Source organism: Thalassobellus sediminis, from assembly GCF_044386045.1.
In the GTDB taxonomy this organism is placed as follows: domain Bacteria; phylum Bacteroidota; class Bacteroidia; order Flavobacteriales; family Flavobacteriaceae; genus Thalassobellus; species Thalassobellus sediminis.
Window position 1 is genome coordinate 1618012 of the sequence record NZ_JBISCD010000040.1, and the last position, 25418, is coordinate 1643429.

Here is a 25418-nt window from a genome sequence, read left to right on the forward strand (position 1 = left end):
TATTAAAAACTTACTAATCTTTTTGATTGTATATCTTTTTATTTGAAACCATATCGTTTATAACTTCGGCTACTTCATAGAAATGGTTTAATTGTTCTTCTGATACATTTTTTTTAATTGCATCGTTAAAAATTAAAACTTTATCTCTTGAAAAGTCTCTTTTTTCTCGACCAAAATCTGTTAATCGTATAATAACACCTCTTCCATCTTCTGGGTTTGGGTGTCTCTCAATTAATTTGTTTTTTTCCATAGTCTTAAGTATGCGAGTTAAGCTAGTTGCTTCCATACCCATTTTAGGACCTAATGCTGTTGAAGGCGTTCCTTTTTCTGGGTCTATACTTAATAGTGTAAAACCTGTTGCCATCGTACTATCTATTGTTGCAGCTTCTTCATTATACATTTTCTGAACTGATAGCCATGTAGTCCTGAGCACGTAATCTATTGTTTTATCTTTCATCTTGAGAGGGTTGGTGTCCTCAAATATATGAAAATTTATTATGCATGCATAATAAATTTAATAAAATTTAATAGATTTTTAAATAAGAATAGTTTGAGTAAAAATAGTATAACCTTTAAGATTAAGGTCTATATATTTTTTCAATAAGATTACTGTACATAAATTTAATAACCTTACGTTTCATTTTCATTGTAGGTGTTAAGTGTCCAGCATCAATAGACCAAACATCTGGTGTTATTTCAAACTTTTTTATTTGTTCCCATTTTCCAAACGTAGAATTAGCGGAATCTATTTCTGCTTGTATGCGTTCTATTAATTTAGGATTATTAATGATTTCAACATCTGATAAATAATCAATATTATGACGCCTTGACCACTCTTTAACAAATTCAAAGTTTATTTGAATTAAAGCAGCAGGCATTTTTTCGCCTTCCCCAATAACCATTATTTGATCTATAAATCGCGATTGTTTAAACTTGTTTTCTAATAAAGAAGGTGCTACATATTTTCCGCCAGAGGTTTTAAACATTTCCTTTTTTCGGTCTGTTATTTTTAAAAAACCTTCAGCATCTATTTCTCCAATATCTCCAGTATGGAAATAATCGCCAGTCATAACTTCAGCAGTTTTTTCAGGATCTTTATAATATCCCATCATAACATTAGGTCCTTTGCACAAAATTTCACCGTCTTCGGCTATTTTAACTTCTACGCCATCAATAACTTTACCTACATAACCAATTTTCCAATTGTTATTTCGTCTATCGCTAGCTGAAACACCAGGTGATGTTTCGGTAAGTCCGTAGCACTCCATTATAGGCATATTGGCGGCTCCAAAAACTTTTCCTAATCTTGTTTGAAGCGCAGCACTTCCAGATGCCATAAATACAATATTGCCTCCCAGAGCTGCTTGCCATTTGCTAAAAATCAGTTTTCTAGCAAGTTTTAGTTGAAACTCGTAAAACCAACCATTTTGACCATAGGGTTTGTAATCTGAACCTAATTCTACAGCCCAATAGAATAACCTCTTTTTTAAGCCTTTAAGTTCTGTCCCCTTTGCCATAATTTTTTCGTATACTTTCTCTATGAGGCGTGGAACTACAGTCATAGTTGCTGGCTTTATTTCTTTGGCATTATCACCTATTTTATCGATAGCTTCGGCAAAATAAGTTTCAATACTTCCATATTGATATAGATATGTAAATACGCGTTCAAAAATATGACATATAGGTAAAAAACTAAGTGCTCGTTCACCATAGGATAATGGAAATCTTTTTTGAGCAGATAACACATTAGAAACAATATTATTATGAGATAACATAACGCCTTTTGGCTTCCCTGTTGTGCCCGATGTATAAATAATAGTAGCTAACTCATTAGGCTTTACATCATCTTTTCTAGCTTGAACTTCTTTTTGGTTTTCATCAGAAGCTCCAAGTTCTAATAATTCTGAATAATGTTTACAACCTTTTATTTCATCAAAAGAATAAACAGCCTTAAGTTTTGTTTTAGACTTTATCTTATTTATTTTTTCTAAAACTTCTACATCAGAAACAAAGCAATAAGTAGATTCGCTATGGTTAAGAATGTATTCATAATCTTCAGCACAAATTGTAGGATATATTGGAATGTTTTGAGCGCCAACCTGGAGTATACCAATATCTACGATATTCCATTCCGTTCTATTGGTCGATGAAATCATTGCAATTTTATCATGCTTATTAATACCTAGTTTTAGTAAGGCCCTACTAATAGCATTAGCTTTATTAATATATTCTTGGGTAGATGTTGATTTCCATTCACCATTATATTTTGTTGAAAAAGCTTTTTCTAAACTATGGTTTGCTAATTGATAGTATGGAAAATCAAAAATCCTTGTGATGTTTGCCATTATTATTTTTTCAGTTTCTAGATATGCAAAGTATGAAAATAATTGAGATTTTCAAATTGATAAATTTTGGAGACTTTTTTTGTTAATACTTTAATTAAGAGCAAAGCATGATTTCTTATTCTTATAAACGGAAATAATTAAAAATAAAAGCCCCTGATATGAATGAAACCTATCAGGGGATTTTTTGATTTATATAGTTTTGAAACTATTATTTTTCAATCCAAAGTCTAGCATTCACAAAGGCCTCTAACCAAGGTGTAGCTTCGTCTTTGCGTTCTTCAGGGTAGTTTGCCCAGTTCCATTGAAAAGTAGAACGCTCAATATGCGGCATAGTTACTAAATGACGACCTGTTTTATCACACATCATAGCGGTGTTGAAATCCGATCCGTTTGGATTATGAGGATAACCTTCATAACCATATTTAGCAACAATTTGATATTTATCTTCACCGTAAGGTAAATTAAATTTTCCTTCACCATGAGAAATCCAAACACCTAATGTGCTTCCTGCAAGTGTAGATAGCATAACCGAATTATTTTCTTGAATTTTTACAGAAGTAAATGAACTCTCGTGTTTATGAGAATCGTTATGAATCATTTTACCATGAATTTCATGATCTGGATTAATTTCTTCTAATTCCATAAATAACTGACATCCATTACAGATTCCTACCGATAAGGTATCTTCTCTGTTAAAGAAATCTTGTATCGCTTTATTTGCTTTTTCGTTGTACTTAATAGCACCTGCCCAACCTTTTGCAGATCCTAAAACATCGGAGTTAGAGAAACCACCAACGGCTCCTAAAAACTGAATGTCTTCTAAGGTCTCACGACCTGAAATTAAATCGGTCATGTGTACATCCTTCACATCAAACCCCGCTAAATACATAGCGTTTGCCATTTCACGTTCAGAATTAGATCCTTTTTCACGTAGAATAGCTGCTTTTGGTCTTTTTCCGTTTAGTTCAGGTAATTTTCCTGTAAACTGTTTTGGGAATGTATATTGAAGAGGTTGATTTTTATAATTATCAAAACGGTCTTGTGCTAAACCATTAGCCGTTTGTTTTTGGTCTAATAAGAACGATGTTTTATACCAAACATCTCGCAATTTAGAAACATCAAAAGAGAACGTGTCTTCGTTGTTTTTAATGTTTAAAGTTGCTGAGTTATTTACAGTTCCTATCTTGAAAAATTCAATATTGTTTTCTTCTAAAATACTTTCTACAGAAGCATCTCCTTGAAAAACAATACCTGAATTTTCAGAGAATAACACTTTTATTGAATCTTCTTCATTTAGGGCAGAGATATCAAAATCGGCACCTAAATTAACATCAGCAAAACACATTTCAAGTAAAGTAGTAATTAATCCTCCTGAAGCCACATCATGACCAGCAGAAATTTTATCCGCTTTAATTAAATCCTGTATGGTATTAAACGTGTTTTTAACAAAAGCTGAATTTTTTACATCAGGAGCATCATTTCCAATGGTGTTTAAAACTTGGTTAAACGAGCTTCCTCCTAATTTAAAATCGTCTTGAGACATATTAATATAATAGATGCTTTCGCCGTTTTGTTTTAAAACAGGCTCTACAACTTTAGAAATTTCATTACAATTACCGGCAGCCGAAATAATAACGGTCCCTGGAGAAATTACTTCCTCGTTAGGATACTTCTGCTTCATCGAAAGCGAATCTTTTCCTGTTGGTACATTAATTCCTAAATCTATAGAAAATTCAGAAACTGCTTTAACTGCTTTATATAAACGTGCATCTTCACCTTCATTTTTACAAGGCCACATCCAGTTTGCTGACAGCGAAATAGAGGCTAAATTATCTTTTAAAGGCGCCCAAATAATGTTGGTAAGCGACTCTGTAATCGAGTTTCTACTACCCGCTTCAGGATTAATTAATCCTGAAATAGGCGAGTGACCAATAGAAGTCGCAATACCCTCTTTTCCGTTATAATCTAGTGCCATAACACCCACATTATTTAACGGAATTTGTAAAGATCCCACACATTGTTGTTTGGCAACTTTACCACCAACACAACGGTCTACTTTATTTGTTAACCAATCTTTACAAGCAACAGCTTCCAATTGTAATACCTGCTCTAAGTAAATTTGTAAGTTTTTGGTTTTATATCTTGAGTTTTTATAGTTTCTAGCAACTGTTTTATCTGTTAAAACTGTTTTAGGCGAACTACCAAACATATCTTCTAAAGCTAAATCCATAGGTTTATCGCCTTTGGTTTCAGATTCAAAAGTAAAACGGTTGTCAGCTGTCACATCACCTACGGTATACATTGGTGAACGCTCGCGTTCCACTATTTTGTTAAGTGTTTCAATATGTTCATCGGCAATCACAAGTCCCATACGTTCTTGCGATTCGTTACCTATAATTTCTTTAGCCGATAGAGTAGGATCTCCAACAGGTAAATTATCTAAATTAATTTTTCCACCCGTATCTTCAACAAGTTCCGATAAACAATTTAAATGTCCACCAGCACCATGATCGTGAATAGAAACAATAAAGTTTTCATCACTTTCTACCATACCACGAACCGCATTGGCAGCACGTTTTTGCATTTCTGGGTTAGAACGTTGTACTGCGTTAAGTTCGATACCAGAAGCAAACTCTCCTGTATCTGCCGATGATACCGCAGCACCACCCATACCAATTCGGTAATTTTCACCACCAAGAATCACTATTTTATCACCTTTTTTAGGTGTATCTTTTAAAGCCTGATCTGCTTTTCCGTATCCAATACCACCCGCTTGCATAATCACTTTGTCGAAACCAAGTTTTCTTGCTGCCGATGCGCTTGCAGCCGCATTTTCCTCATGTTCAAAGGTTAATACCGAACCACAGATTAATGGTTGACCAAATTTGTTTCCGAAATCTGAAGCTCCATTAGATGCTTTTATTAAAATATCCATAGGAGTTTGGTATAACCACTCTCTGGCTTCAAATTTTTGTTCCCAAGGTCTGTTTGCTTCCAAACGCGAATATGATGTCATGTAAACCGCCGTTCCAGCTAAAGGAAGCGATCCTTTTCCACCAGCCAGTCTATCTCTAATTTCACCACCAGCACCCGTTGCAGCTCCATTAAAAGGCTCAACCGTTGTTGGGAAATTATGCGTTTCCGCTTTAAGCGAAATAACCGATTCAAATTCTTGAGTCGTATAATAATCAGGAATATCGGCACGTTTAGGTGCAAATTGTTCCACTTTAGGGCCTTTTACAAAAGCCACATTATCTTTATAAGCCGAAACAATATCATTAGGATGTACTTCCGATGTTTTTCTAATCATTTTGAAAAGCGACACCGGCATTTCTTCATCATCAATAACAAACGTACCGTTAAATATTTTATGACGACAGTGCTCTGAGTTTACTTGCGAAAAGCCAAATACTTCAGAATCCGTTAACGGTCTGCCAATCTTTTTAGCAACCCCTTCTAAGTAGGCCACCTCTTCATCGCTTAACGATAAACCTTCTTGATCATTGTAAGCCGCAATGTCTTCAATATTAAGAATAGGCTCTGGCTGAATATCAATAGTAAATGAGTCTTGATTTAGGCCTTTAAAAATTTCCGAAATCATCGGGTCAAAATCTTTAAAATCGTCGGCAACCGCTTCAAATTCTTCAATTCTAATAATATCAACAATACCCATGTTTTGGGTAATTTCAACCGCATTGGTACTCCAAGGTGTTATCATAGCCGCACGAGGTCCAACAAAAAAAGCATCTAGTGATGCTTGTTCTATTTTAGGTTGGTCGCCAAATAGCCAAACTAATTTTGAGATGCTCTCGGTTGATAATTCTTTTGTTGTTTGAACAGCAAATACCTTACTGGTTACGTTTCCAAAGAAATGAATCATTATATCTTAATTTGTTTGTTTAAAGAAAGTGCAAATTTACTTCTTTTTAGTTGATTTTCATGCAAAAAATTTCATACTAAACAGAGAGTTATTAAGGGGTTTTAAACAGACGTTTTTTAGTTTGTGCGTTACCCCGAAATGGGGTCGCGCTTGCGGCAGTCGCTTCCCGATAAAAAAAATCGGGAGAGCTTCAACAAATGCCTTAATCGCTAACGCGGGTTTGGGTTTTTAAAATGAGGATTTAGAGTTTGTTTATTTTTTTTAGTAAATATTTTTGAAGTTGAGGTTGTTTATGGGTTTTTATTTGTTTTATACGTTGTTACCAACAGTTGTTTATTCAGTTATTATTTTTTCCGCAACCATTATTTTTAATTCGTTTTTCAAATCCTCATAAACAATTCCATTTTTTTTATTATTTGATTGATATATTATGAAGTCCGATTTTACACTATTCTGTTTGTTTTTTATTGTTACTTCATATTTTTTATTGTCAACTTCATATTCAAAAAGATGAATGTAAAATGATGACTCATGATTCGGTTTAATTTTTTCGCTCATTTCAAGTTTTCCATGAGTAATTGTTCCGTTTGAGAGAATATTAATAATCTTCTGTTTTTTATATTCCCATTGTATTAATGTTCCGATGAAAATTAATTGAAATACAATCGCAATTCCTTTCCAAAAGAAACCTTCTGTTATCAAAAACTTTGGTTGAGAACTAAATAAATCATAATCGATTATCAAGAAAATTATTCCAACAATTATTAGAAGATAATTATTTCTGTTCAGAATTTTTGCGATTTTGGTTTTGTCAGTTAATCGTATTTTTCCTGTTTTCAATATTTTAGTTTTAATTGTTGGTAACGGTTACGTATAATATTAGTGGCGCGTTTAAGCACTAATTTAGTAAATAGAAACTTGCCAGCGGAAAATTCCGAAGGAATTTTCCAAGTAGCTAAAACTAGCCATTAATTTTATGCTTTGTTGGGCACAGTTATTTATATTTTATTTCTCGAATTATTATTCTTTTCAGAATTCCTTTTTCAATTACCCTTTTTTCAGTCCAATTGTCAAATTCGTCCATTTTATACACGAATTTCTGATTTGACAGCAAAGAATCTTTATCATTATATTCCTTAAGTCCGATAAAATTCTTTCCGTCAAATTCGTATACTGCTTTTCGGTTCTGTCCTTCTCTGCGAAGATTGATTGATAAAATACTATCAACTTTTTCGTCAGTATTGAAGTGTGTAATTACCGTTGAATTTCTAATCGTATCATTAGTTTCTTTGTCAAGAAATATTTGTCTCATTATTGACTTCTCTTTGGTATCGTCATTTCTGTAATAATGAGTTTCTATTTGTTCAAACCTTTCGATTTCATTGTCCAAAATTCCGCTTGATTGAAAAAGCAAAGAGTTTTTGTATGTATAATCTACTTTAAATGGCAGACTGTCCGTTGACATTTTCACAATCTCTTGCTTTAATCTATCGGAATAGCCATAGACATACTCAATTTCCATTTGTTCATTATCAAACAAAGTTCTTCGAATTTGAAGAGCCAATTGGTCGTCATCTCTATATTTTTTTATTGCAATTAAAAGTGTGTCACGAATTTCGTTTTTTAAAGAATTTTTTTGAATGTCAATCGTATATTCAGTTATTTTTTCCGCACTTTTAGTCAATCCGTTGTCCCAAATTTTCTTTTGTTTACTGCAACCAATTATGGATAAAGAAAAAAATAATATTAGTAGTTTGTTCATTTGGTTTTAATTGTGCCCAACGGTTGTGTATAAGAATAGTGCGGTTTTGTGTCCGAGGATTTTCCGCAGGAAAATCAGAGTGACCAAATACGCGCTATCTTTTTGATTAAGGAATAAATTTAAGCATTATTTCTTATACTTTGTTGGCAACTGGCTTTTTATTCAGTCGCAGTGTCACCTTCGCCTGGTTTTACTATAACAAACCCATATTCAACATCTTCAGGAACATTATACTTTTCCCAATATTCACCTCCAATTCCAGCTAATTCACCTTTTTTGTCATCGACTTCAAGTCCATTATCTCCGAAATAAATTTTAGGTCCAATGTCAAACAATATTGAATCTGTATCTACAAATTCGAATATTTTATCGTCATTCGGTTTCAAGGTGAATTTGTCTTTAATATTTACAGATTTGTCAGTTTCATTCCGCAAAAATATTTTGTATGATGCTCCAGTCTTTTCATATTCTGCTGGGATTATAAATGTTTCATCTCCTTTTTCAATGATTTCATTTCCGTGTTTATCTTTATATCTATTCTCGTTTTTACAACCAAATAAAAATGATAAAATTCCCATAGTCAGTATTATTGTTTTTAGTTTCATTTTTTCAGAATGTTCATTTTCAGCGTGCAGTTTTGAGCTTGTTGCCAACGGTTGTGTATAAGAATAGTGCGGTTTTGTGTCCGAGGATTTTCCGCAGGAAAATCAGAGAGACTAAAAATGCATTAACCTTTTGATTTAGGAATAAATTTAAGCATTATTTTTATACTTTGTTATGCGCTTTTATTTTTTAAGCTCCTTGTCTATCCATAATTCCCATTGTTTTTGCTTTTGTGGGTTCAAATTATGCTTTGTTTCGGTGTCGTAAGTATTTTGCATATATCGTAAAGTGTCAAGATATTGTAAAATGATTGTTTTAGTATTGCTTGGACTACTGAAGTGATGGTTGTCTAATACTTTATTTAGTTTTCTTGTTACAATTTCAGTGATTTTAAAATGGTATAATTCATGTTTGAGTAGATTGTCAGATTGGGAAACGAAATGACTTTCATCTAACTTTGTTATAGCAACTGCTGTTGCAGAAGTATAATTAAAAACTCTATTTATTTTGTATGATATATATGTTTCAATGTGAGCATCGTATCCGCCTTTCAAACTATCAACTTTGTTGAAATGACTCCAATTTAAATGCTCGCTTGAATATGGTTTAAGTAAGTAGTTTGGAGTTATTTTTTCGTCAATAAAATTGTCGTTAGTAAAAAGCAAGATAATATTAATGATGATGATTAATGAAATATGAATTTTAAAGTGTTTATTGAGTTTTAATTTTCTTCGTTTATAAAGTAATAAGAGAAACCCTAAAATCAAAACAAAATGAACCATTACATTATGAAAAACAAACCAAATTTTAATAGGAATGTAGGCGATTAGTAGTGTAAATAAGAAATAAATTGATGAAAGCCAGTATTGTCTTTTAAATAAAGTAATAAATGATTTTCTAAAGTAAAAAAAGAAAGCAAAAATCCAACTGGCTAAATAAGTTAATACTACAAAGACGCCATCCAAGTCAAATACCTTGCCTATAATATATAAGGTCAGGAAAAATATTTGAATGATTAAGAATATTCGGTGTCCCATATTTTGACTAAAATTAAATAACTGTTTATTTGTTTTTAAATTTTCGCAAAGTATTTTGCGTTAGTAAATGGAATTAATAAGAGATGATAAATAAACATCTTTAGCTTAAATTTATTTCGTAGACAATCTTTGGGGAATTGCGCATAACGGTTTCGTATATGATTTGTGGCGGTTTGGAGCGGCTGAATCGGCAAGGTATCCCGCCTTCGGCGGGAGTGGAAGCATCCGACCTGGCGGATGCGTGCGATTCAGCGAGCCTTAGGGCCGCTTTTGTGCGGATTGTTCCGCGTAACTAATTTACTCTTTTTTACTTGAACGTGTCTTTAGCCTTTGGCGCAGACATAAGTTATATGCGTTGTTGTGTGCAGTTTTTATTCGGTTTTTCTTTTCTTCAAATCCATTCTTTAGTCCAATATTCTGGTTATCTCAACATAATCTTGGCTTGATGTACTAGATAATATTATACGTCAATTTTCTTTACAATTACCATTTTTAATGTTTGAAATAGTTTTGTTAGATTTAATTTCTTTTTCGTTACCATTATTAAATATTAAAAATGTTGTTACGAATGGTTTTGTGAAATCCCATTCTCCAGTATCTAATACTATATTATTTTGAGTGAGTTTATATGTGCCATCGCCTTTTAATTCGGCAATACAATTATGGCATTTTTCGCACATAAAGTATTCAACACGGTATTTGCCAGATAATTCAATCAAATCTCTTTTTTTTTCTATGTAATTACCCACAAACAGATATATGGTTATAATTAGGGTTCCAATTGTAAAAACCTTAGTTGTGATATGTTTTTTCTTATCACTACGTAATTTAAACAATCTTACAATTCCTATGATAGAAACTAAAAGAAAGCCAAATTTTATTAAAAGAAATAATAATTCTCCAAAAGAACCATCCATTTGTTTATGATTTAATCATTGTCGTGTGTAGTCGTTTTTTCTCTGCATAGGGTTCCAATTGTTAAAAATAATAAAGTTAAAAAAATCCCTATCGGAAATCCGATTCCAACATCATATAAAAAAGTGCTATCATAACTTTGTATAATTGATAATACTGTTAACGTTAGGATTGGAATAATTAAAATTGTCCAAAAAGCTAATTTATTATTCGGAAATGCAATCAGTTGACGTAAAATAAAATAGAATGAAACTCCTAAAATTAAAACAGGAATTGCAAATCCAATCCACTCGATTCCAATCAAATCAGCAATCTTTAGTCCGATTGTTAAAGAAAGCACAAAAGTCAAAATGCAAACTAAAGCAAATTGTAAAGTCAGTTTTAGTGAATTTATCAATTTATTTTTTGATAGGAAGAGTGATAAAACTATAGAGGTCAAAATTGTAAATCCGCTTATTGTCAGTAATCCGCGGTCATTTCCTTTATCCAAATTTATTGAAAGAAAAGCCCAAGTCCAAGTTGAAAGAATTGAAGTTAAAAGAAAAATTAAATTTTCCTTAATTGCTAAATATTTTATTTCAGTTTTGAGTTTCATTCTAATTGCACACAACGGTTACGTATAAGAATAGTGCGGTTTTGTGTCCGAGGATTTTCCGCAGGAAAATCGGAGTGACCAAATACGCACTAGCCTTTAGATTTAGGATTAAACTTAAGCATTATTTTTATACATTGTTGTAGGTAGTTTTTTAATCATTCCAACCATAAACTACAAATTCTTTATCCGTTGAATTATATCTCACAGTTTCCAAAAACCCTCTTGAATACTTGAATCCATATCCGTTTTCTCCAGCAGTATATTCAATTCCCATTCGTAAGTCAATATTTTTAGGAAACTCACCAGTTTTATCTTTAGATTTTTCAATTTCAGCTATCGCTCTTTTTATTCTAAATCTTTGGAATCGGTCAAATAAAAAGTCAGATGTTAATTGAGTTATAACAAAAATCGGAAGTATTGAAAACACAAACATTGCTTTCCGAGTGTTCAATTTTTTATTTAACAGACTTATAATTAAATAAATTAAAGTGGCAACGAAAATTATAGCAAATGGAATTAGTAAAAAGAACATTTCGAAAATCAGAATAGAGTCAATAAACGGGACGGAAACTCCAATTATGATTATAATTAAAAGAGCTATTTTTTGATTCCTATTCATTCAATTTCACGGTTATCTCAAATTACCTACAACGGTTGCGTATAATATTAGTGGCGCGTTTAGGCACTAATTTAGTAAATAGAAACTTGCCAGCGGAAAATTCCGCAGGAATTTTCCAAGTAAGCTAAAACTAGCCATTAATTTTATACTTTGTTGGCAAATCGGTTTTTATTTCCATTCAATATTCAGTTTATTCAATTCCGCATTTAATTCCGAAAGAGATTTTTCTGCAATAATTTTTGTGTCAATTGTAAATTTCCTCAAATCGGTTTTCAGAATATATTTTTTCGGCTTTTTTTCAACCCGTTTTATTTCCGACATTTTTAGTGGTTTGTGAAATAAAGAGTTTTTTGAAATCACACCATTTTCCAAAGTCAGATATTGTTTTCTTTTCCGATAAAAAAGTCCATAAATAAAAATAATAGCTAATATTAAAAACCACGTATTTGTCCATTCAAATTGTTCAGGTTCAAATATTTTAAATAAACCCATAATAATCCAAGCAATTCCAAAAAGCAAACCTATAGTTTGTCTTTCACGTTTGTTTTTATATTCTATTGTCAATCTTTCGTTCAATTCGTCTTTTTTATTCGATTATTTTTTCAGCTTTAAAGTTCTTTAGTAAGATAAAAGTTAATTGTATTTCGATTTTTTCTTGGTTTGGTTAACTGTTTGCCAACGGTTACGTATAATATTAGTGGCGCGTTTAAGCACTAATTTAGTAAATAGAAACTTGCCAGCGGAAAATTCCGCAGGAATTTTCCAAGTAGGCTAGAACTAGCCATTAATTTTATACTTTGTTGTAAAACGTTTTTTAATCAATTGGGATTTCAATAAATTCAGATAATATTTTTCCATTTTTAGAATTTATTTTTATCACTTTCGATTGTTTCTTTTCTAATTCACTTTTCAAAGTCCAAACAAGTTTTCTTTTTTCATAGGCTATGTCCCAATAATAAATTTTACTTAAACCATTATTTTTTCCGATTTTAAGAGCTTCTTTTAATTTAATCTCTGTTTTATTTTGTAATACCTTTAAATAAGGTTCTATAATTTCTTTAGGTCTTTTTGTTGCCCAAGGTGTTGTGCAATTGGGGTTAAAAGGAAAAAACAATTCCGTTAGAACTAGGTTTTCGTCAGAAACTTTGTAGTATAGCCAAAATTGAGTGATTTGACATTCAGTTTTTTTAAGGTCAGAAAAGTTAAATTTTTCTACAATATCTTCTTCCTCGTTGTAAATTTCAATTAAAGTTTTTGATTCATCAAACTGAAAATGATTGTCTAATATTTCTTTTCCAACAGCAAATCTTAATTTTTCGTCGGCTCTAACTTTGGCGCAATAAATTACGCTTTTAATGAAGTTTTGAGAATTGGAAATACCAAAGTTTAATAAAAATAAGAATGTTAATAATAGTTTCATTTAAATGTTTTACAACGGTTACGTATAATATTAGTGGCGCGTTTAAGCACTAATTTAGTAAATAGAAACTTACCAGCGGAAAATTCCGAAGGAATTTTCCAAGTAGCTATAACTAGCCATTAATTTTATGCTTTGTTACCCAACGTTTTTTAATCATATCCGTGTTGTTTTTTCCAATCTGAAATATCAATTTTATCAATTTCTTCTTGTCTCTTTGTTTGAGATTGTTCTACTGTAAATTTGATAAAGAAAAACCAAGCTATAAAGCTCAAAATAAAAATTATAATTCGTTGCTTAAATTTCAAGAAATAGTTTTCGTTTCTTAAACTAAAAATTGTGTGATATTCAACTGTGTATTTATTCATAAAAACCAATGGTCCAAATAAAAAGAGTTGTACCATTTGCAATATTGTATAGCTTTCTGTTTTATTTTTTTCTAATCTTTCCGCTTCCTCTTTTAAGTGTTTCTCAGCTTCTATATTCCACTTTTCAATAATTTCATTTTGTTGTTCTTGAGAGATATTTCTTTTAATCAGTTCTTTTTTTGCTTGCACTGTAGCTTCTCGTTGCCAAATATTCTCGTCGTTACAATATGCGATTTCAATCAATTCTTCTGTTTCTCTGTCAGAAATTGGAGGTGTGAATTCGGAGGTCATTTCTTAAATGTTGGGTAACGGTTTTGTGTATGGAAAGTTGCGTTTTTGTGTGCGAGGATTTTCCGAAGGAAAATCAGACGTAACAAAAATGCAACAACCTTTGGTTAAGCACTAATTTAGCAATTTTTTATACACGTTGTTGTACGCTGGCTTTGTTATTTCTTTCTGCAAATTGTTTTAAAGATTCTTTCGTTTTGTTGATTCTTAAAATAGTGTCCGAACTTGATTTAAGCGGAAATCCTTTTCTTAAGCCAGAAACTAGGTCTGAAATATTTTGGGATTTAACATTGATATGATTTCCACTAGAGAATTCAACTCGTCCTTTGTTAGTTTTTCCGGTAAGTATATTTTTATCTTTAGGTTCCAAGATTATAAATCCGTTTTCATAGAATCCATCTAAAATTTCTTCTTCATTAAAATCGATTCCTTTTTCAATATGGGATTTACATACTTGATTTATTAAATCGGTTATATTAAGTATTGTGTTTTTATTATGTCGTCTATTGGTTTTAGCTTTTTCAAAGAAAGTTTGTATTAAATCGGATAAAATATTCTGTTTTTCAGTCATTCTGTTAAGTAGGTTTGATGTTGTTTAATAGACCATAATTTTACAATTAAAAAATGTTTTTTCAAAAGAGTCCGAAGTTTTTTCAGCTTGCGTACAACGGTTGTGTATAAGAATAGTGCGTTTTTGTGTCCGAGGATTTTCCGCAGGAAAATCAGAGAGACCAAATACGCGCTATCTTTTTGATTTAGGAATAAATTTAAGCATTATCTCTTATACTTTGTTGTAGTACGTTTTTTTATTCAACTATTATTTTCAATTCTTTGGTTTCAAAGGATTTGCCTTCAATTCCATATACTGTTCTGCAATTTCCTTTGACTAAAATATTCGGATTTTCAAGCAGATAGCTTTTGTCTATTTTATCCTTTATTTTCAAGTCAGATATTTCGAAAATTATTTCGTTTTCCGATTTGTAAATTGTTCCCAAAAGCTTTTTTTCAAATGGCTTTTCCTTTGTTATGGTAAATTCATCAATATATTCACTATCGTCTCCAGTTAAATTTGGACCTTCAATGAAAGTTTTTTTTAATTCCTGATGAAATTCAAGTTGTTCGCCTTTTGATAAAAATGAAATTTCAATGTTATTCAGATTTTTATAAATTCTGATAGTTTTTTCCGCTTCGATTGGTACAATACGAATAGTCAATTCAAAGTTGTCATTTAGCAGATAGGTTTCTTTGTCAAATTCCAAGTACAGATTGGTCTTTTCAAAATCGTTTTTTGAACAACTGAATCCTAAAATTGAAATCAGAAATATTGTTAAGGTGTTCTTTATTTTCAAAATGTACTACAACGGTGTTGTGTATGGCTCGTTGCGGAAAATCAGCTATGATTTTCCGCAGTAACCGAAAGATAGCAAATTGCAATGAATTCCGATTAGGAATTCAGCCGCAATGAGCTATACACGTTGTTGTAACACGTTTTTTTTATTCATAATGTATGTAATTCCGCTAACAATTATTAAAGTCAGAATTATGTCTAAAATCAGATTGCTTAAATTCCATCCATAATTTGGATTTGGACAGTCAATCATAAATTCCTCGTAATATTTGAATGGGAATCCAATTTCTAAAGATTTATATCCTATTGTTTTATTAATTGGTGAAATCAGATGATTTATAACAGTCAGAAATGATGTTGAGAAAAAGACCAACATTGACATAAATATGATTCCTATTCCTTTTCTAATCATATTGACATTAGTATTTCGTCATATTTAAGTGATGAATCTGAAATTCTATCTTGAGTATGGTCAAATTGGCTAACTCCGATTCTACAAGAACTTGCTTTTACGTAATATTCTGTATTTTCATTGAATCTATAAATTCCGTTTTCTTCTTTTCTAATTTTCAATCCGTCAAAGCTATCAGGTAACGATATAAATTCAACTCCAGATAATTCTATATCAAGCGTACAATTTGGGTCATACTTAACTGGATATTCGACATCTTCATATTGTTTTTCACTTCGAATTATCAAAGTAGAATGACTTACTATATAATGCCAAATTCTAAATTTCCGATTGCTTTGATATTTCATAATTTGTTTTTCTCAAATGTGTTACAACGGTTACGTATAATATTAGTGGCGCGTTTAAGCACTAATTTAGTAAATAGAAACTTGCCAGCGGAAAATTCCGAAGGAATTTTCCAAGTAGGCTAAAACTAGCCATTAATTTTATGCTTTGTTACCCAACGTTTTTTCTTTCAGAATTTGTTCTGCTATTTTAATTGCTTCGGTTTGATACTTACTTTTATTCTCAATAATATATTTCAGTTCCTCGTTTGTTTTTTCTTTGTAACTTTCTTTTAGTTTTTCAGTTCTACTTTTCGGTTTGTATTCTATTGGTTTTAACTCAATTCCTTGTTTCTTCTCTGATTTGTCAATATATGGAATAAGTCTAAATCGGTACTTTGTATTTTTAATTTCATTTTTTTCTAATAAAAAGTCCTGAAGTAAAGTCGTAAGATAATATCTGTCTCCATTTTCAAAAGTCAAATCCCAATATCCAAAATCAGAGAAAATTGTTGGAATTCGATAGTTTTTATCAATTGCGTTTTGCCAATATTTTCCAAGATTATAAATTGAATATTTAACTTCATTCAAGGAATATTCTTTAGTTATTCCGTTTTCAATAATTGAAATTTTATTAGAATTCTTGTCGATAGAAAATTCCGTTTTTTTATTGTACTTATAATAGTTTATTAAAAGATAAATTGCTGGTCCGTTAAACAGAATGAAAAACTGTCCAATTGTTATTAGAATTACAGTCGGATTATAAACTTTAAGAAAGAAATGGTTTGTAATGTATAATAGAAAGAGGATAATAAGATTAGTTTTTAATAATCTCATTATAGACTTTGAATTCAATTTGTAAGTTCCTGTTTTCAAATGTTGGGTAACGGTTATGTATAAGAATAGTGCGTTTTTGTGTCCGAGGATTTTCCGCAGGAAAATCAGAGAGACCAAATACGCGCTATCTTTTTGATTTAGTAATAAAATTAAGCATTATTTCTTATACTTTGTTAGCAAACGTTTTTAATTTTTTTCAATTGTTTTCCAGTCGCTATCAAAGTCCTTTTGAGCCGAAAACATCATTTCTTTATATTTTTTATCACCTTTCAGGAGTAAAGTCAGAGTTGCATTTCCACTTTTTCCACGACTATCCATTTTTGAATTTATTGACCCAATTGGTAAAGCAATAACACTGTTTATTTGTCCCAATTCGTTTGTCAATTCAGTATTGTTTTTTACGTGATTTTCTATAGTTTTAAGAGCGTCAGAATTATTAAAAAGTATATTTATTAATACAAACATTATTATGCTTAAAATAGTAAAAGCTTTTCCAATTATCAGTACAATATTTGATTTGGATTCGGATTGTATTTTTTTTGATTCAAAGTTTAAAACAAAAAATACTCCGATTAAAAATACTATAGCGCTTAAATACAAACTTTCCCAAAAAAAATAGATTGGAATTATTCTGCAAATTATTCCGTAAATGAACATTATTAGCGCTGTAAGTAAAGTCAGTTTAGAGATTAGGTTGATTCTTTTGAGTAATTCCATGCAATGTTTGCTAACGGTTACGTATAATATTAGTGGCGCGTTTAAGCACTAATTTAGTAAATAGAAACTTGCCAGCGGAAAATTCCGCAGGAATTTTCCAAGTAAGCTAAAACTAGCCATTAATTTTATGCTTTGTTACCCAACGTTTTTTATTTCACTTTTTATTTTTTCAATCCAATTTTTGTCAGTCGGTTCAACAATAATTGCTCTAAAATTAAATCTTTCACTTTCAATTCCGACACCTTTTAAATCGTCAATATGCAAATCGAAATCAAATGCAGGTGGATATTTAGATGAGTTAATATTCCGAGATTTTAAAACTTGTCGATTTTCTTTTTCGTTTACAATTCGGTTAACTTTTATTCCGTAATATTTTAAAGTCCGTCTTATTTTTCCTTTAGTTCGAAACGATGTTGTATAAATATGAATTTTATGTCCTTGATTTTGTAAATCAGAAATCAATTCTCGAGCACCTTTTCGCATTTCCTCAATTCCGAACAGTTTCGCAATTCCGTTTCTATTTTCAGTTTCAAATTCCTTTCCGTTCGGAATTAATGTGCTGTCAAGGTCAAAACTTATATTCATTTATTTATGTTCCAATATTGTTTTCGGTTGGATTCCCGTGATTTTTGTCAAATGTTGGGTAACGGTTACGTATAATATTAGTGGCGCGTTTAAGCACTAATTTAGTGAATAGAAACTTGCCAGCGGAAAATTCCGAAGGAATTTTCCAAGTAGGCGAGAACTAGCCATTAATTTTATACTTTGTTAGCTACAGTTATTTTTCAGATATTAGGATTTATTACTTTCTTCCGATTTATTTTTTTTATCAAGTGTGGTTCCTATTCCGATTCCAATAGCTATTCCAAGACTAAGCCATAATCCTAAATTATCTGTTGCAACTCCAACAGCGGTTCCTATTCCAACTCCAATCGCAATTCCAATTGCTAGTTTGTTATTTTTTTTCATAAAGATATTTCTTATTGTTTTAATTTTTTTTGATGCCTATTCTGTTCATTATATAATTTCATTACAGATACCAATATTATTAGTACTCTCGTGGTATTAAATGTTACAATATTATTTTTAGAATTTTTTGTAAATTACTTATAAGTATTTCTTTCAGACAATTGTAGCTAACGGTTACGTATAATATTAGTGGCGCGTTTAGGCACTAATTTAGTAAATAGAAACTTGCCAGCGGAAAATTCCGCAGGAATTTTCCAAGTAGGCTAAAACTAGCCATTAATTTTATGCTTTGTTACCACCAGTATTATTCTTCCTTTAGTCCTAAATCAACAGCCTTTTTTTCGTCTTTTGTCATTTTCCGTTCATATATTTCTTCCCAAAGTTTAATGATTTTTTCCTTTTTCTCAATTCCTAAGTCTTTCACGGCATAAGTCCAAGTTGCAATTGAATAGAGATAAACTTTATATTCGGCATTTTCTCCACCATAACCAACATATAATTTGCTAAAATCTAGTTTTCCTCCAATCGTTTCTTTCTTAATATATTCCCTAGGGTTTTCAATTTTTTCTTTTTCTTCAAGTTTAGAATTTGTAATAGAGTCATTTTTGATTTCAGATTGACCAAAGGTCAGATTAACAATTAAAAATGAAATAATAAATAAACAATTCTTGATTTTCATATGCGAATTTTTTATTGGTGGTAACGGTTGTGTATAATAATAGTGCGGTTTTGTGTCCGAGGATTTTCCGCAGGAAAATCAGAGTGACCAAATACGTGCTATTTTTTTGATTTAGTAATAAAATTAAGCATTATTTATTATACTTTGTTGTGTTTAGTTTTTTATACTGTCTAGTTTAATTTTATATTTTTCTATCCGTTTTTTCATTTCATTCCGCAATTTTTGGTCTTTCTGAACGTATGTCGTATCAACCTTTCCATTATCATTTGTCTTTATTTCTCTAACGTATTCCAAGTCAAAAATCATTCTGCTATGTTCAGGGTTTTTATCGGAGAATTCTACTTTGTAGAAATTTCCATTTTTAACATTTTCGGAATTGTAGGCAGTCGAAGTTCCAGTGTACTTTTTTCCGTCATAATAGAATTCATATTTGTAATTCCTTTTGCTGTATTGTTTATAAACCGATTTTGAGCCATAAATCATTCCAAAGGTTTCGATTCCGTTCTGTTTTATGTCTTGTTTTTCCTCCATTACAAGAATAAATGCCCAAATTAGAAATGGAATTCCAGCAATCCAATAATATTCAAAAATGAATTCTTTTATTTTTATATAATTCTCGGTTAAATTCAATTCTTATTTTTCGGTTTTCGGTTCGTTGGGAAATTAAACACAACGTTTACGTATAAGAATAGTGCGGTTTTGTGTGCGAGGATTTTCCGAAGGAAAATCAGACGTAACAAAATTGCACTTACCTTTGATTAAGCACTAAACTACGAATTATTTTTATACATTGTTGCCAGTAGTTTTTTTTCTAAATATCATTTTTAAATCAGTCACGAGGTAAAAACCAACAAACCCTAAAGCACCAATTGCTAAACCATATTGTCCATTAGGAATAACTGTGAATAAAGTCAGTCCAATTATAAAAAGGCAAAATGGATATGTAAATAATCTAATTAAAATTCTTTTTAGCGACCATTCTTTTTCTGGTTTCTGTTCCTCAATTTCTATATCTAAAAATTCAAACATTTCATCAAGTTGGTTTTGTCTTTCAAATCGATAAATCATTCTCCAGAATAAACTAAAAATTATAGCAAAAACAGAAATAACAGCAATTATTGGCCAACTTTCAAATAAGTCAAATTCTAATGGGTTTTTAGGGAATATAGCATATAGAAAACCAACTATGAAAATTCCGATTAAAGATTTTTCAACTGGATTCAATTTACTAGTTATATTAACTAAATGATTATTAGCATTTAATTCAAAGGTAAAGACTGGGTAAAAAGTCGTATTCCACATATTTTGTCTCCAAACTTTTATTTCATTCCGACCTATTTCTCCTTTCTGACGTAAATCACGAGAAAAAACATTCCATAAGTGATTTAGAAAAGTGTCCTTTTTTCTCAATCTAATTAATTTTTCTATGTCTTTTTTTGTGACTTCCAATGTTTTTTCAAATTACTGGCAACTTGTTATATAATTACTTTTATTGATCATATCCCGTAATTATGTCAGGATATGGTAAGGGTTTTGTTGCTGTTATCCGGTAAAGATAATTTTTTTATAACATTATCTAATGGGCTTTTTATTTCTTGTAAATCTTTTCTTGTTACATGCGTGTAAATCATAGTTGTTTCAGGTCTGCTATGGCCTAATAATTCCTGAATATATCGTATATCTATACCTTGTTCTAACATATGTGTAGCATAGCTGTGCCTAAGTGTATGCGGAGTGATTGTTTTTGTTATTCCTGCTGCTTCTGTGCTTTTTCTTAAAAATGCACGAATAGACCCTGGACTATATTTCCCGCCTTTAGGGTTTTCAATAAAATATACTTTAGGCTTATATGTATTGTGATAGTTTTTTAATAACGGAAAAAGACTTTCGGCAATAGTTGTATACCTATCTTTTCTTCCTTTTGCATTTTTAATATGAAGTTGTTTCCGTTTAAAATCAAAATCACTGAGTTTTAAATCAATAATTTCTCCTACTCTTAACCCAGATCCATAAAGCATAGCTATTACTGTACGGTGTTTAAGGTTTTTAGTAGATTGTAAAATACTCAACACTTCTTCAATACTTAATACAATAGGTAACTTTTTATCCTTTTTAGGCATATAGATTTTGTCTACGTTAATAGAACATGCAGGATAAAAATAGGCGAAATGCTTTAAGCCACTAACTAGTTGTCTGTGAGTACTAACCGCATAATTTAATTTTTCTACTGCCCATTCTATATAATACCTTACATCATTTTCATTAAGGTCGTCTATAGGTTTTTTGCCCGTAAAACGTAAAAACTCAAGTATAAAACCACTATAACTAGCAATAGTGCTCTTACTAAATCTTTTGCCTTTTAGAAACTCTAAAAAATGACGGTAAATTATTGTTTTTTCTTCGTTTAGTGGTTCTAATTCAATGTTAACACCTTTTTTATAAAGAGGAATTGTATCATTACTAGTATTGTCTAAAAGAATTAAGTTCCCCTTTTTTATATATTTTTTAATGTTTTCTAACCGAACTTCGTTGTAATAAATGTAAAATGTTCGGTGCGTTTTAGACCAACGCACACCATTAAACTTTTTTATATATTCTTTAGTTTCAAAGTCATATTGAAATTTAATAGCAATACAACTTTTAGACCGATGTTTAAATGGTTCTAATGTAATTGAAGTCATAGTCTAGTTTCTTAAAATTACAATTTGTACATAAATATACACAAAAAAAGCCTGTTTCAAAATTAGAAACAGGCTTTAATACATTATAATTTAAAAGAAATTAATCTTCTTTCTTATCTTCTCTAGGTTTTCTATCGTCTCTGCGGTTATCGCGTCCACGATTATCTCTACCTCTGTTATCACGTCCACCACGATTATCTCTAGAGTTGTCTCTAGGTGGTCTTGCAACATAACCTTCTGGTTTTGGTAAAATAGCTTTACGAGATACTTTTTCTTTACGAGTTCTTGGGTCTACACCAAAGTACTTCACATCAAAAACATCGCCCATATTAACAACGTCTGTTACATTTTCAGTACGTTCCCAAGCTAATTCGCTTACGTGTAATAAAACTTCGTTTCCTGGAGCATCTGTATATTCTACAACAGCACCAAAATCTAACATTTTAATAACTTTTACTTCGTATACACTACCAACAGTTGGTTTAAATAATAACGAATCTATTTTTGCTTGTACAGCATCAATACCTTCATTACCTACACCTAATATTTCAACAATACCTTCTTCGGTAACAGGGTCTTCGTTTATAACAATTGTTGTATTAGTTTCTTTTTGTAATTCTTGAATTACTTTTCCACCAGGACCAATTAATGCACCAATAAATTCGTTAGGAATTTTTCTAGTAATCATTTTTGGAGAGTGCGCTTTTACATCAGCATTAGGAGCAGCAATCGTATCGGTTAATTTGCTTAATATGTGTAAACGTCCATCACGAGCTTGTTTTAGTGCATTCACTAAAATCTCATAACTTAAACCTTTTACTTTAATATCCATTTGGCAAGCAGTAATACCATCAGCGGTACCAGTAACTTTAAAGTCCATATCTCCTAAATGATCTTCATCACCTAAAATATCAGATAGTACAGCATATTTTCCAGATTCAACATCTGTAATTAATCCCATAGCAATACCAGAAACAGGTTTATTTAATTGCACACCAGCATCCATAAGTGCCATAGTTCCTGCACAAACTGTAGCCATAGAAGATGAACCGTTAGATTCTAATACTTCAGATACTACACGAACAGTGTATGGACAATCTGCAGGTACCATATTTTTTAATGCACGTTGTGCTAAGTTTCCGTGTCCTACCTCACGTCTAGAAGTTCCTCTTAAAGGTCTAGCTTCTCCAGTTGAGAAAGGAGGGAAGTTGTAATGTAAATAGAAACGTTCTTCACCTTCATAAGATGCCATATCTATTTGGTTTGCTTCTCTAGAAGTACCTAAAGTAACCGTAGCTAATGCTTGTGTTTCTCCACGAGTAAATATAGACGAACCATGTGTAGATGGTAAATAATCTACCTCACACCAAATAGGTCTAATCTCATCAGTTTTACGACCATCAAGACGTAAACCTTCGTTTAAGGTTAAATCTCTAACAGCAGCTTTTTCTGCTTTGTAGAAATATTTAGAAACTAAATCTCCAAAATCTTCTAATTCTTCTTCACTAAAAGCAGCTTTTACCTCTTCTTTAATCTCTTCAAAAGCGGCACTTCTTTCGTGTTTTGCTGATGCTTTTTTAGCAACGCCATATACTTTATCGTAAGCTAATTCTTTTACTTTTTTCTCTACAGCTTCGTCTTCTCTTTCTGCTTCATACTCACGTGTTTCTTTTTTGCCAAAAGCTTCTGCTAATTTTACTTGAGCAGCACATTGTACTTTAATAGCTTCATGAGCAAATTTTATTGCTTCAGCCATTTCTTCTTCAGAAATCTCTAACATTTCACCCTCTACCATCATTACAGAATCGGCAGAAGCTCCAATCATCATGTCTATATCAGACTCTTCTAATTGAGCGCGTGTTGGGTTAATAATAAATTCTCCATTTATACGACCAACTCTAGCTTCAGAAATTGGAGTTTCAAAAGGAACATCAGATAATTGAATAGCTGCAGAAGCGGCTAATCCAGCCATAGCATCTGGCATAACGTTTTCATCATGAGACATTAATTGAATCATAACTTGTGTTTCTGCATGATAATCTTTTGGGAATAACGGACGTAAAACACGGTCTACTAAACGCATGGTTAAAACTTCACCGTCACTTGGTCTTGCTTCTCTTTTAAAGAAACCTCCTGGATAACGTCCAGCAGCAGCAAACTTTTCTCTGTAGTCTACCGTTAAAGGTAAAAAGTCTACATCGCTTTGTTTGTAGTTAGAAACTAATGTACACAAAAGCATACAGTTTCCAGATTGTACAACAACAGAACCATGTGCCTGTTTTGCTAATTTTCCAGTTTCAATAGAAATTTCTCTACCGTCACCTAGGTCTATGACCTCTTTAAAAACTTTTGGAATCATAAATTTTTTTAATTCTAATTAAACAATGGTCGTTGTGTTGTTGTGTGTAGTTGTTGTATGCGACCAATGAAAAACTATTTATCCTGAACTCGTTTCAGGATCTGCTTATTCATAATTTACGAATTTTATACTCTTTCGATGCGAGTTATTATATCTATGTGGGCGTTACCCAAAGGTCGGGCTTTCCGCTATATCTTTTTGTGAAAAACAAAAAGGATGCCGCATCAATCCCTAACGCAAAAACAAAAAAGAGGCTGCGAAGCCTCTTTTTTAATTATTTTCTTAATCCTAATTCTTTTACTATGGCACGATATCTTAAAATATCTTTCTTAGTTAAGTAATCTAGTAAGCTTCTTCTTTTACCTACTAACTTTACTAACGAACGCTCTGTATTATAATCTTTACGATTGTTTTTTAAGTGCTCAGTTAAGTGATTAATTCTTTGTGTAAATAGAGCAATTTGCCCTTCTGCAGAACCAGTATCGTTTTTACCTTTACCGTGTTTTGCAAACATTTCTTGTTTCTCTTCTTTTGATAAATACATGCTAATATTGTTGTAAATAATTTTTATGTACACGAAAGCTCTTCTTTCGAGCGGCAAATATAGTAAATTTTAATTATTTACAAGTGTTACAAAATAAAAAACACCTGTCAAGTTTTTAAAACCTAACAGGTGTATATTTTGTTCTAATAAAAAAAAATTAGATTACATCAATAGTAAATGTAGAATCTATATTAATTTTAATTTTAAAAGTAACTGGTGTTGCACTTAGTTCACCAGACAATGTAATTGTTGCAGCTGAGTTATTTCTTAAATAAGTAGCAATATTTTTTAATTCATTTGGACTTTCAATATTGTAAACAGTATTGTTGTCGTCAGATTGTTTTAAGTTAATATCACTAACTTCAATAGAAATATCACCAATACTTAAAATTGCATTTGTAATAGTCGCATTTTCAGCACCAGTAAAATTAGATACTTCGTATGTTAATGAATTGATAGTTATATCCTGAATTAAATCTAAATTTTTATTAATTTCTTCATTCGAAGAAATGTCTATACTTGAAGATTCAGATAGAGCTACAGCTTTACCTCCATCATTATCTGGAATAGATATTTCAATGGTTGTATCAAAATCTTCAGTAATATCAAATTCTGTTAGTTTGTCAAGTTCACTACAGTTAAAAACAGTTGCAATTAAAAGTAGTACTAAGTTAATTTTTAGTTTCATGAAATTTGGTTTTGGGGTTAGTAAATATGAAA

27 protein-coding genes are annotated in these 25418 nt (G+C 31.2%); all 27 read right to left on the reverse strand.

Annotated features, from left to right (window positions below):
* Nucleotides 1–13 precede the first annotated feature (13 nt).
* Nucleotides 14–457 carry a MarR family winged helix-turn-helix transcriptional regulator gene (locus ACH5TW_RS13705; RefSeq protein WP_439337069.1) on the reverse strand — a complete coding sequence of 148 codons (444 nt, stop codon included), beginning with the start codon at nt 455–457 and terminating at the stop codon, nt 14–16.
* Nucleotides 458–578: 121 nt separating this feature from the next.
* Nucleotides 579–2345: an AMP-dependent synthetase/ligase gene (locus ACH5TW_RS13710; RefSeq protein ID WP_439337070.1), complete on the reverse strand. Its 1767-nt coding sequence runs from the start codon at nt 2343–2345 to the stop codon at nt 579–581.
* A 208-nt stretch (nt 2346–2553) separates the two neighbouring features.
* Entirely contained in the window at nt 2554–6225 is a 3672-nt protein-coding gene (gene purL, locus ACH5TW_RS13715; protein ID WP_439337071.1) for a phosphoribosylformylglycinamidine synthase, read from the reverse strand.
* A gap of 333 nt (nt 6226–6558) precedes the next feature.
* Nucleotides 6559–7065, reverse strand: a complete 507-nt coding sequence (locus ACH5TW_RS13720; protein WP_439337072.1) for a hypothetical protein — start codon at nt 7063–7065, stop codon at nt 6559–6561.
* A gap of 154 nt (nt 7066–7219) precedes the next feature.
* Nucleotides 7220–7987 (reverse strand): hypothetical protein, encoded by a 768-nt coding sequence (locus tag ACH5TW_RS13725; RefSeq protein WP_439337073.1) that lies wholly within the window; start codon nt 7985–7987, stop codon nt 7220–7222.
* Between the two features lie 158 nt (nt 7988–8145).
* Nucleotides 8146–8565 carry a hypothetical protein gene (locus tag ACH5TW_RS13730; RefSeq protein WP_439337074.1) on the reverse strand — a complete coding sequence of 140 codons (420 nt, stop codon included), beginning with the start codon at nt 8563–8565 and terminating at the stop codon, nt 8146–8148.
* A gap of 207 nt (nt 8566–8772) precedes the next feature.
* Nucleotides 8773–9255: a hypothetical protein gene (locus ACH5TW_RS13735; RefSeq protein WP_439337075.1), complete on the reverse strand. Its 483-nt coding sequence runs from the start codon at nt 9253–9255 to the stop codon at nt 8773–8775.
* An 839-nt stretch (nt 9256–10094) separates the two neighbouring features.
* Nucleotides 10095–10544 (reverse strand): hypothetical protein, encoded by a 450-nt coding sequence (locus ACH5TW_RS13740; protein ID WP_439337076.1) that lies wholly within the window; start codon nt 10542–10544, stop codon nt 10095–10097.
* 11 nt (nt 10545–10555) lie between these two features.
* Nucleotides 10556–11137, reverse strand: coding sequence for a hypothetical protein (locus tag ACH5TW_RS13745; RefSeq protein ID WP_439337077.1), 582 nt, complete (start codon nt 11135–11137; stop codon nt 10556–10558).
* Nucleotides 11138–11288: 151 nt separating this feature from the next.
* Nucleotides 11289–11588 carry a hypothetical protein gene (locus tag ACH5TW_RS13750; RefSeq protein ID WP_439337078.1) on the reverse strand — a complete coding sequence of 100 codons (300 nt, stop codon included), beginning with the start codon at nt 11586–11588 and terminating at the stop codon, nt 11289–11291.
* 336 nt (nt 11589–11924) lie between these two features.
* Entirely contained in the window at nt 11925–12320 is a 396-nt protein-coding gene (locus tag ACH5TW_RS13755) for a hypothetical protein (protein WP_439337079.1), read from the reverse strand.
* 250 nt (nt 12321–12570) lie between these two features.
* Nucleotides 12571–13176, reverse strand: a complete 606-nt coding sequence (locus tag ACH5TW_RS13760; RefSeq protein ID WP_439337080.1) for a hypothetical protein — start codon at nt 13174–13176, stop codon at nt 12571–12573.
* 149 nt (nt 13177–13325) lie between these two features.
* Nucleotides 13326–13832, reverse strand: coding sequence for a hypothetical protein (locus ACH5TW_RS13765; protein WP_439337081.1), 507 nt, complete (start codon nt 13830–13832; stop codon nt 13326–13328).
* Nucleotides 13833–13959: 127 nt separating this feature from the next.
* Nucleotides 13960–14400: a hypothetical protein gene (locus tag ACH5TW_RS13770; protein ID WP_439337082.1), complete on the reverse strand. Its 441-nt coding sequence runs from the start codon at nt 14398–14400 to the stop codon at nt 13960–13962.
* Nucleotides 14401–14635: 235 nt separating this feature from the next.
* Nucleotides 14636–15178 (reverse strand): hypothetical protein, encoded by a 543-nt coding sequence (locus ACH5TW_RS13775; protein ID WP_439337083.1) that lies wholly within the window; start codon nt 15176–15178, stop codon nt 14636–14638.
* Nucleotides 15179–15585: 407 nt separating this feature from the next.
* Nucleotides 15586–15936 (reverse strand): hypothetical protein, encoded by a 351-nt coding sequence (locus tag ACH5TW_RS13780; protein WP_439337084.1) that lies wholly within the window; start codon nt 15934–15936, stop codon nt 15586–15588.
* Between the two features lie 138 nt (nt 15937–16074).
* Nucleotides 16075–16866, reverse strand: a complete 792-nt coding sequence (locus tag ACH5TW_RS13785; RefSeq protein WP_500691798.1) for a PH domain-containing protein — start codon at nt 16864–16866, stop codon at nt 16075–16077.
* A gap of 69 nt (nt 16867–16935) precedes the next feature.
* Nucleotides 16936–17466: a cytochrome c oxidase assembly factor Coa1 family protein gene (locus tag ACH5TW_RS13790; RefSeq protein WP_439337086.1), complete on the reverse strand. Its 531-nt coding sequence runs from the start codon at nt 17464–17466 to the stop codon at nt 16936–16938.
* Nucleotides 17467–17601: 135 nt separating this feature from the next.
* On the reverse strand, nt 17602–18051 hold the full coding sequence (locus tag ACH5TW_RS13795; RefSeq protein WP_439337087.1) for an HAD family hydrolase: 450 nt from the start codon (nt 18049–18051) through the stop codon (nt 17602–17604).
* 207 nt (nt 18052–18258) lie between these two features.
* On the reverse strand, nt 18259–18435 hold the full coding sequence (locus ACH5TW_RS13800; protein ID WP_439337088.1) for a glycine zipper domain-containing protein: 177 nt from the start codon (nt 18433–18435) through the stop codon (nt 18259–18261).
* 304 nt (nt 18436–18739) lie between these two features.
* A complete protein-coding gene (locus ACH5TW_RS13805; RefSeq protein WP_439337089.1) occupies nt 18740–19114 on the reverse strand; it encodes a hypothetical protein in 375 nt (124 codons plus the stop codon).
* A gap of 153 nt (nt 19115–19267) precedes the next feature.
* On the reverse strand, nt 19268–19744 hold the full coding sequence (locus ACH5TW_RS13810) for a hypothetical protein (RefSeq protein ID WP_439337090.1): 477 nt from the start codon (nt 19742–19744) through the stop codon (nt 19268–19270).
* A 153-nt stretch (nt 19745–19897) separates the two neighbouring features.
* Complete coding sequence (locus tag ACH5TW_RS13815) at nt 19898–20563, reverse strand: hypothetical protein (protein WP_439337091.1); 666 nt, start codon at nt 20561–20563, stop codon at nt 19898–19900.
* A gap of 65 nt (nt 20564–20628) precedes the next feature.
* Nucleotides 20629–21795 carry a site-specific tyrosine recombinase/integron integrase gene (gene xerA / locus ACH5TW_RS13820; RefSeq protein ID WP_439337092.1) on the reverse strand — a complete coding sequence of 389 codons (1167 nt, stop codon included), beginning with the start codon at nt 21793–21795 and terminating at the stop codon, nt 20629–20631.
* A 100-nt stretch (nt 21796–21895) separates the two neighbouring features.
* Complete coding sequence (locus ACH5TW_RS13825; RefSeq protein WP_439337093.1) at nt 21896–24154, reverse strand: polyribonucleotide nucleotidyltransferase; 2259 nt, start codon at nt 24152–24154, stop codon at nt 21896–21898.
* 274 nt (nt 24155–24428) lie between these two features.
* Nucleotides 24429–24698, reverse strand: a complete 270-nt coding sequence (gene rpsO / locus ACH5TW_RS13830; RefSeq protein ID WP_439337094.1) for a 30S ribosomal protein S15 — start codon at nt 24696–24698, stop codon at nt 24429–24431.
* Between the two features lie 157 nt (nt 24699–24855).
* Entirely contained in the window at nt 24856–25386 is a 531-nt protein-coding gene (locus tag ACH5TW_RS13835) for a hypothetical protein (RefSeq protein WP_439337095.1), read from the reverse strand.
* Nucleotides 25387–25418 lie beyond the last annotated feature (32 nt).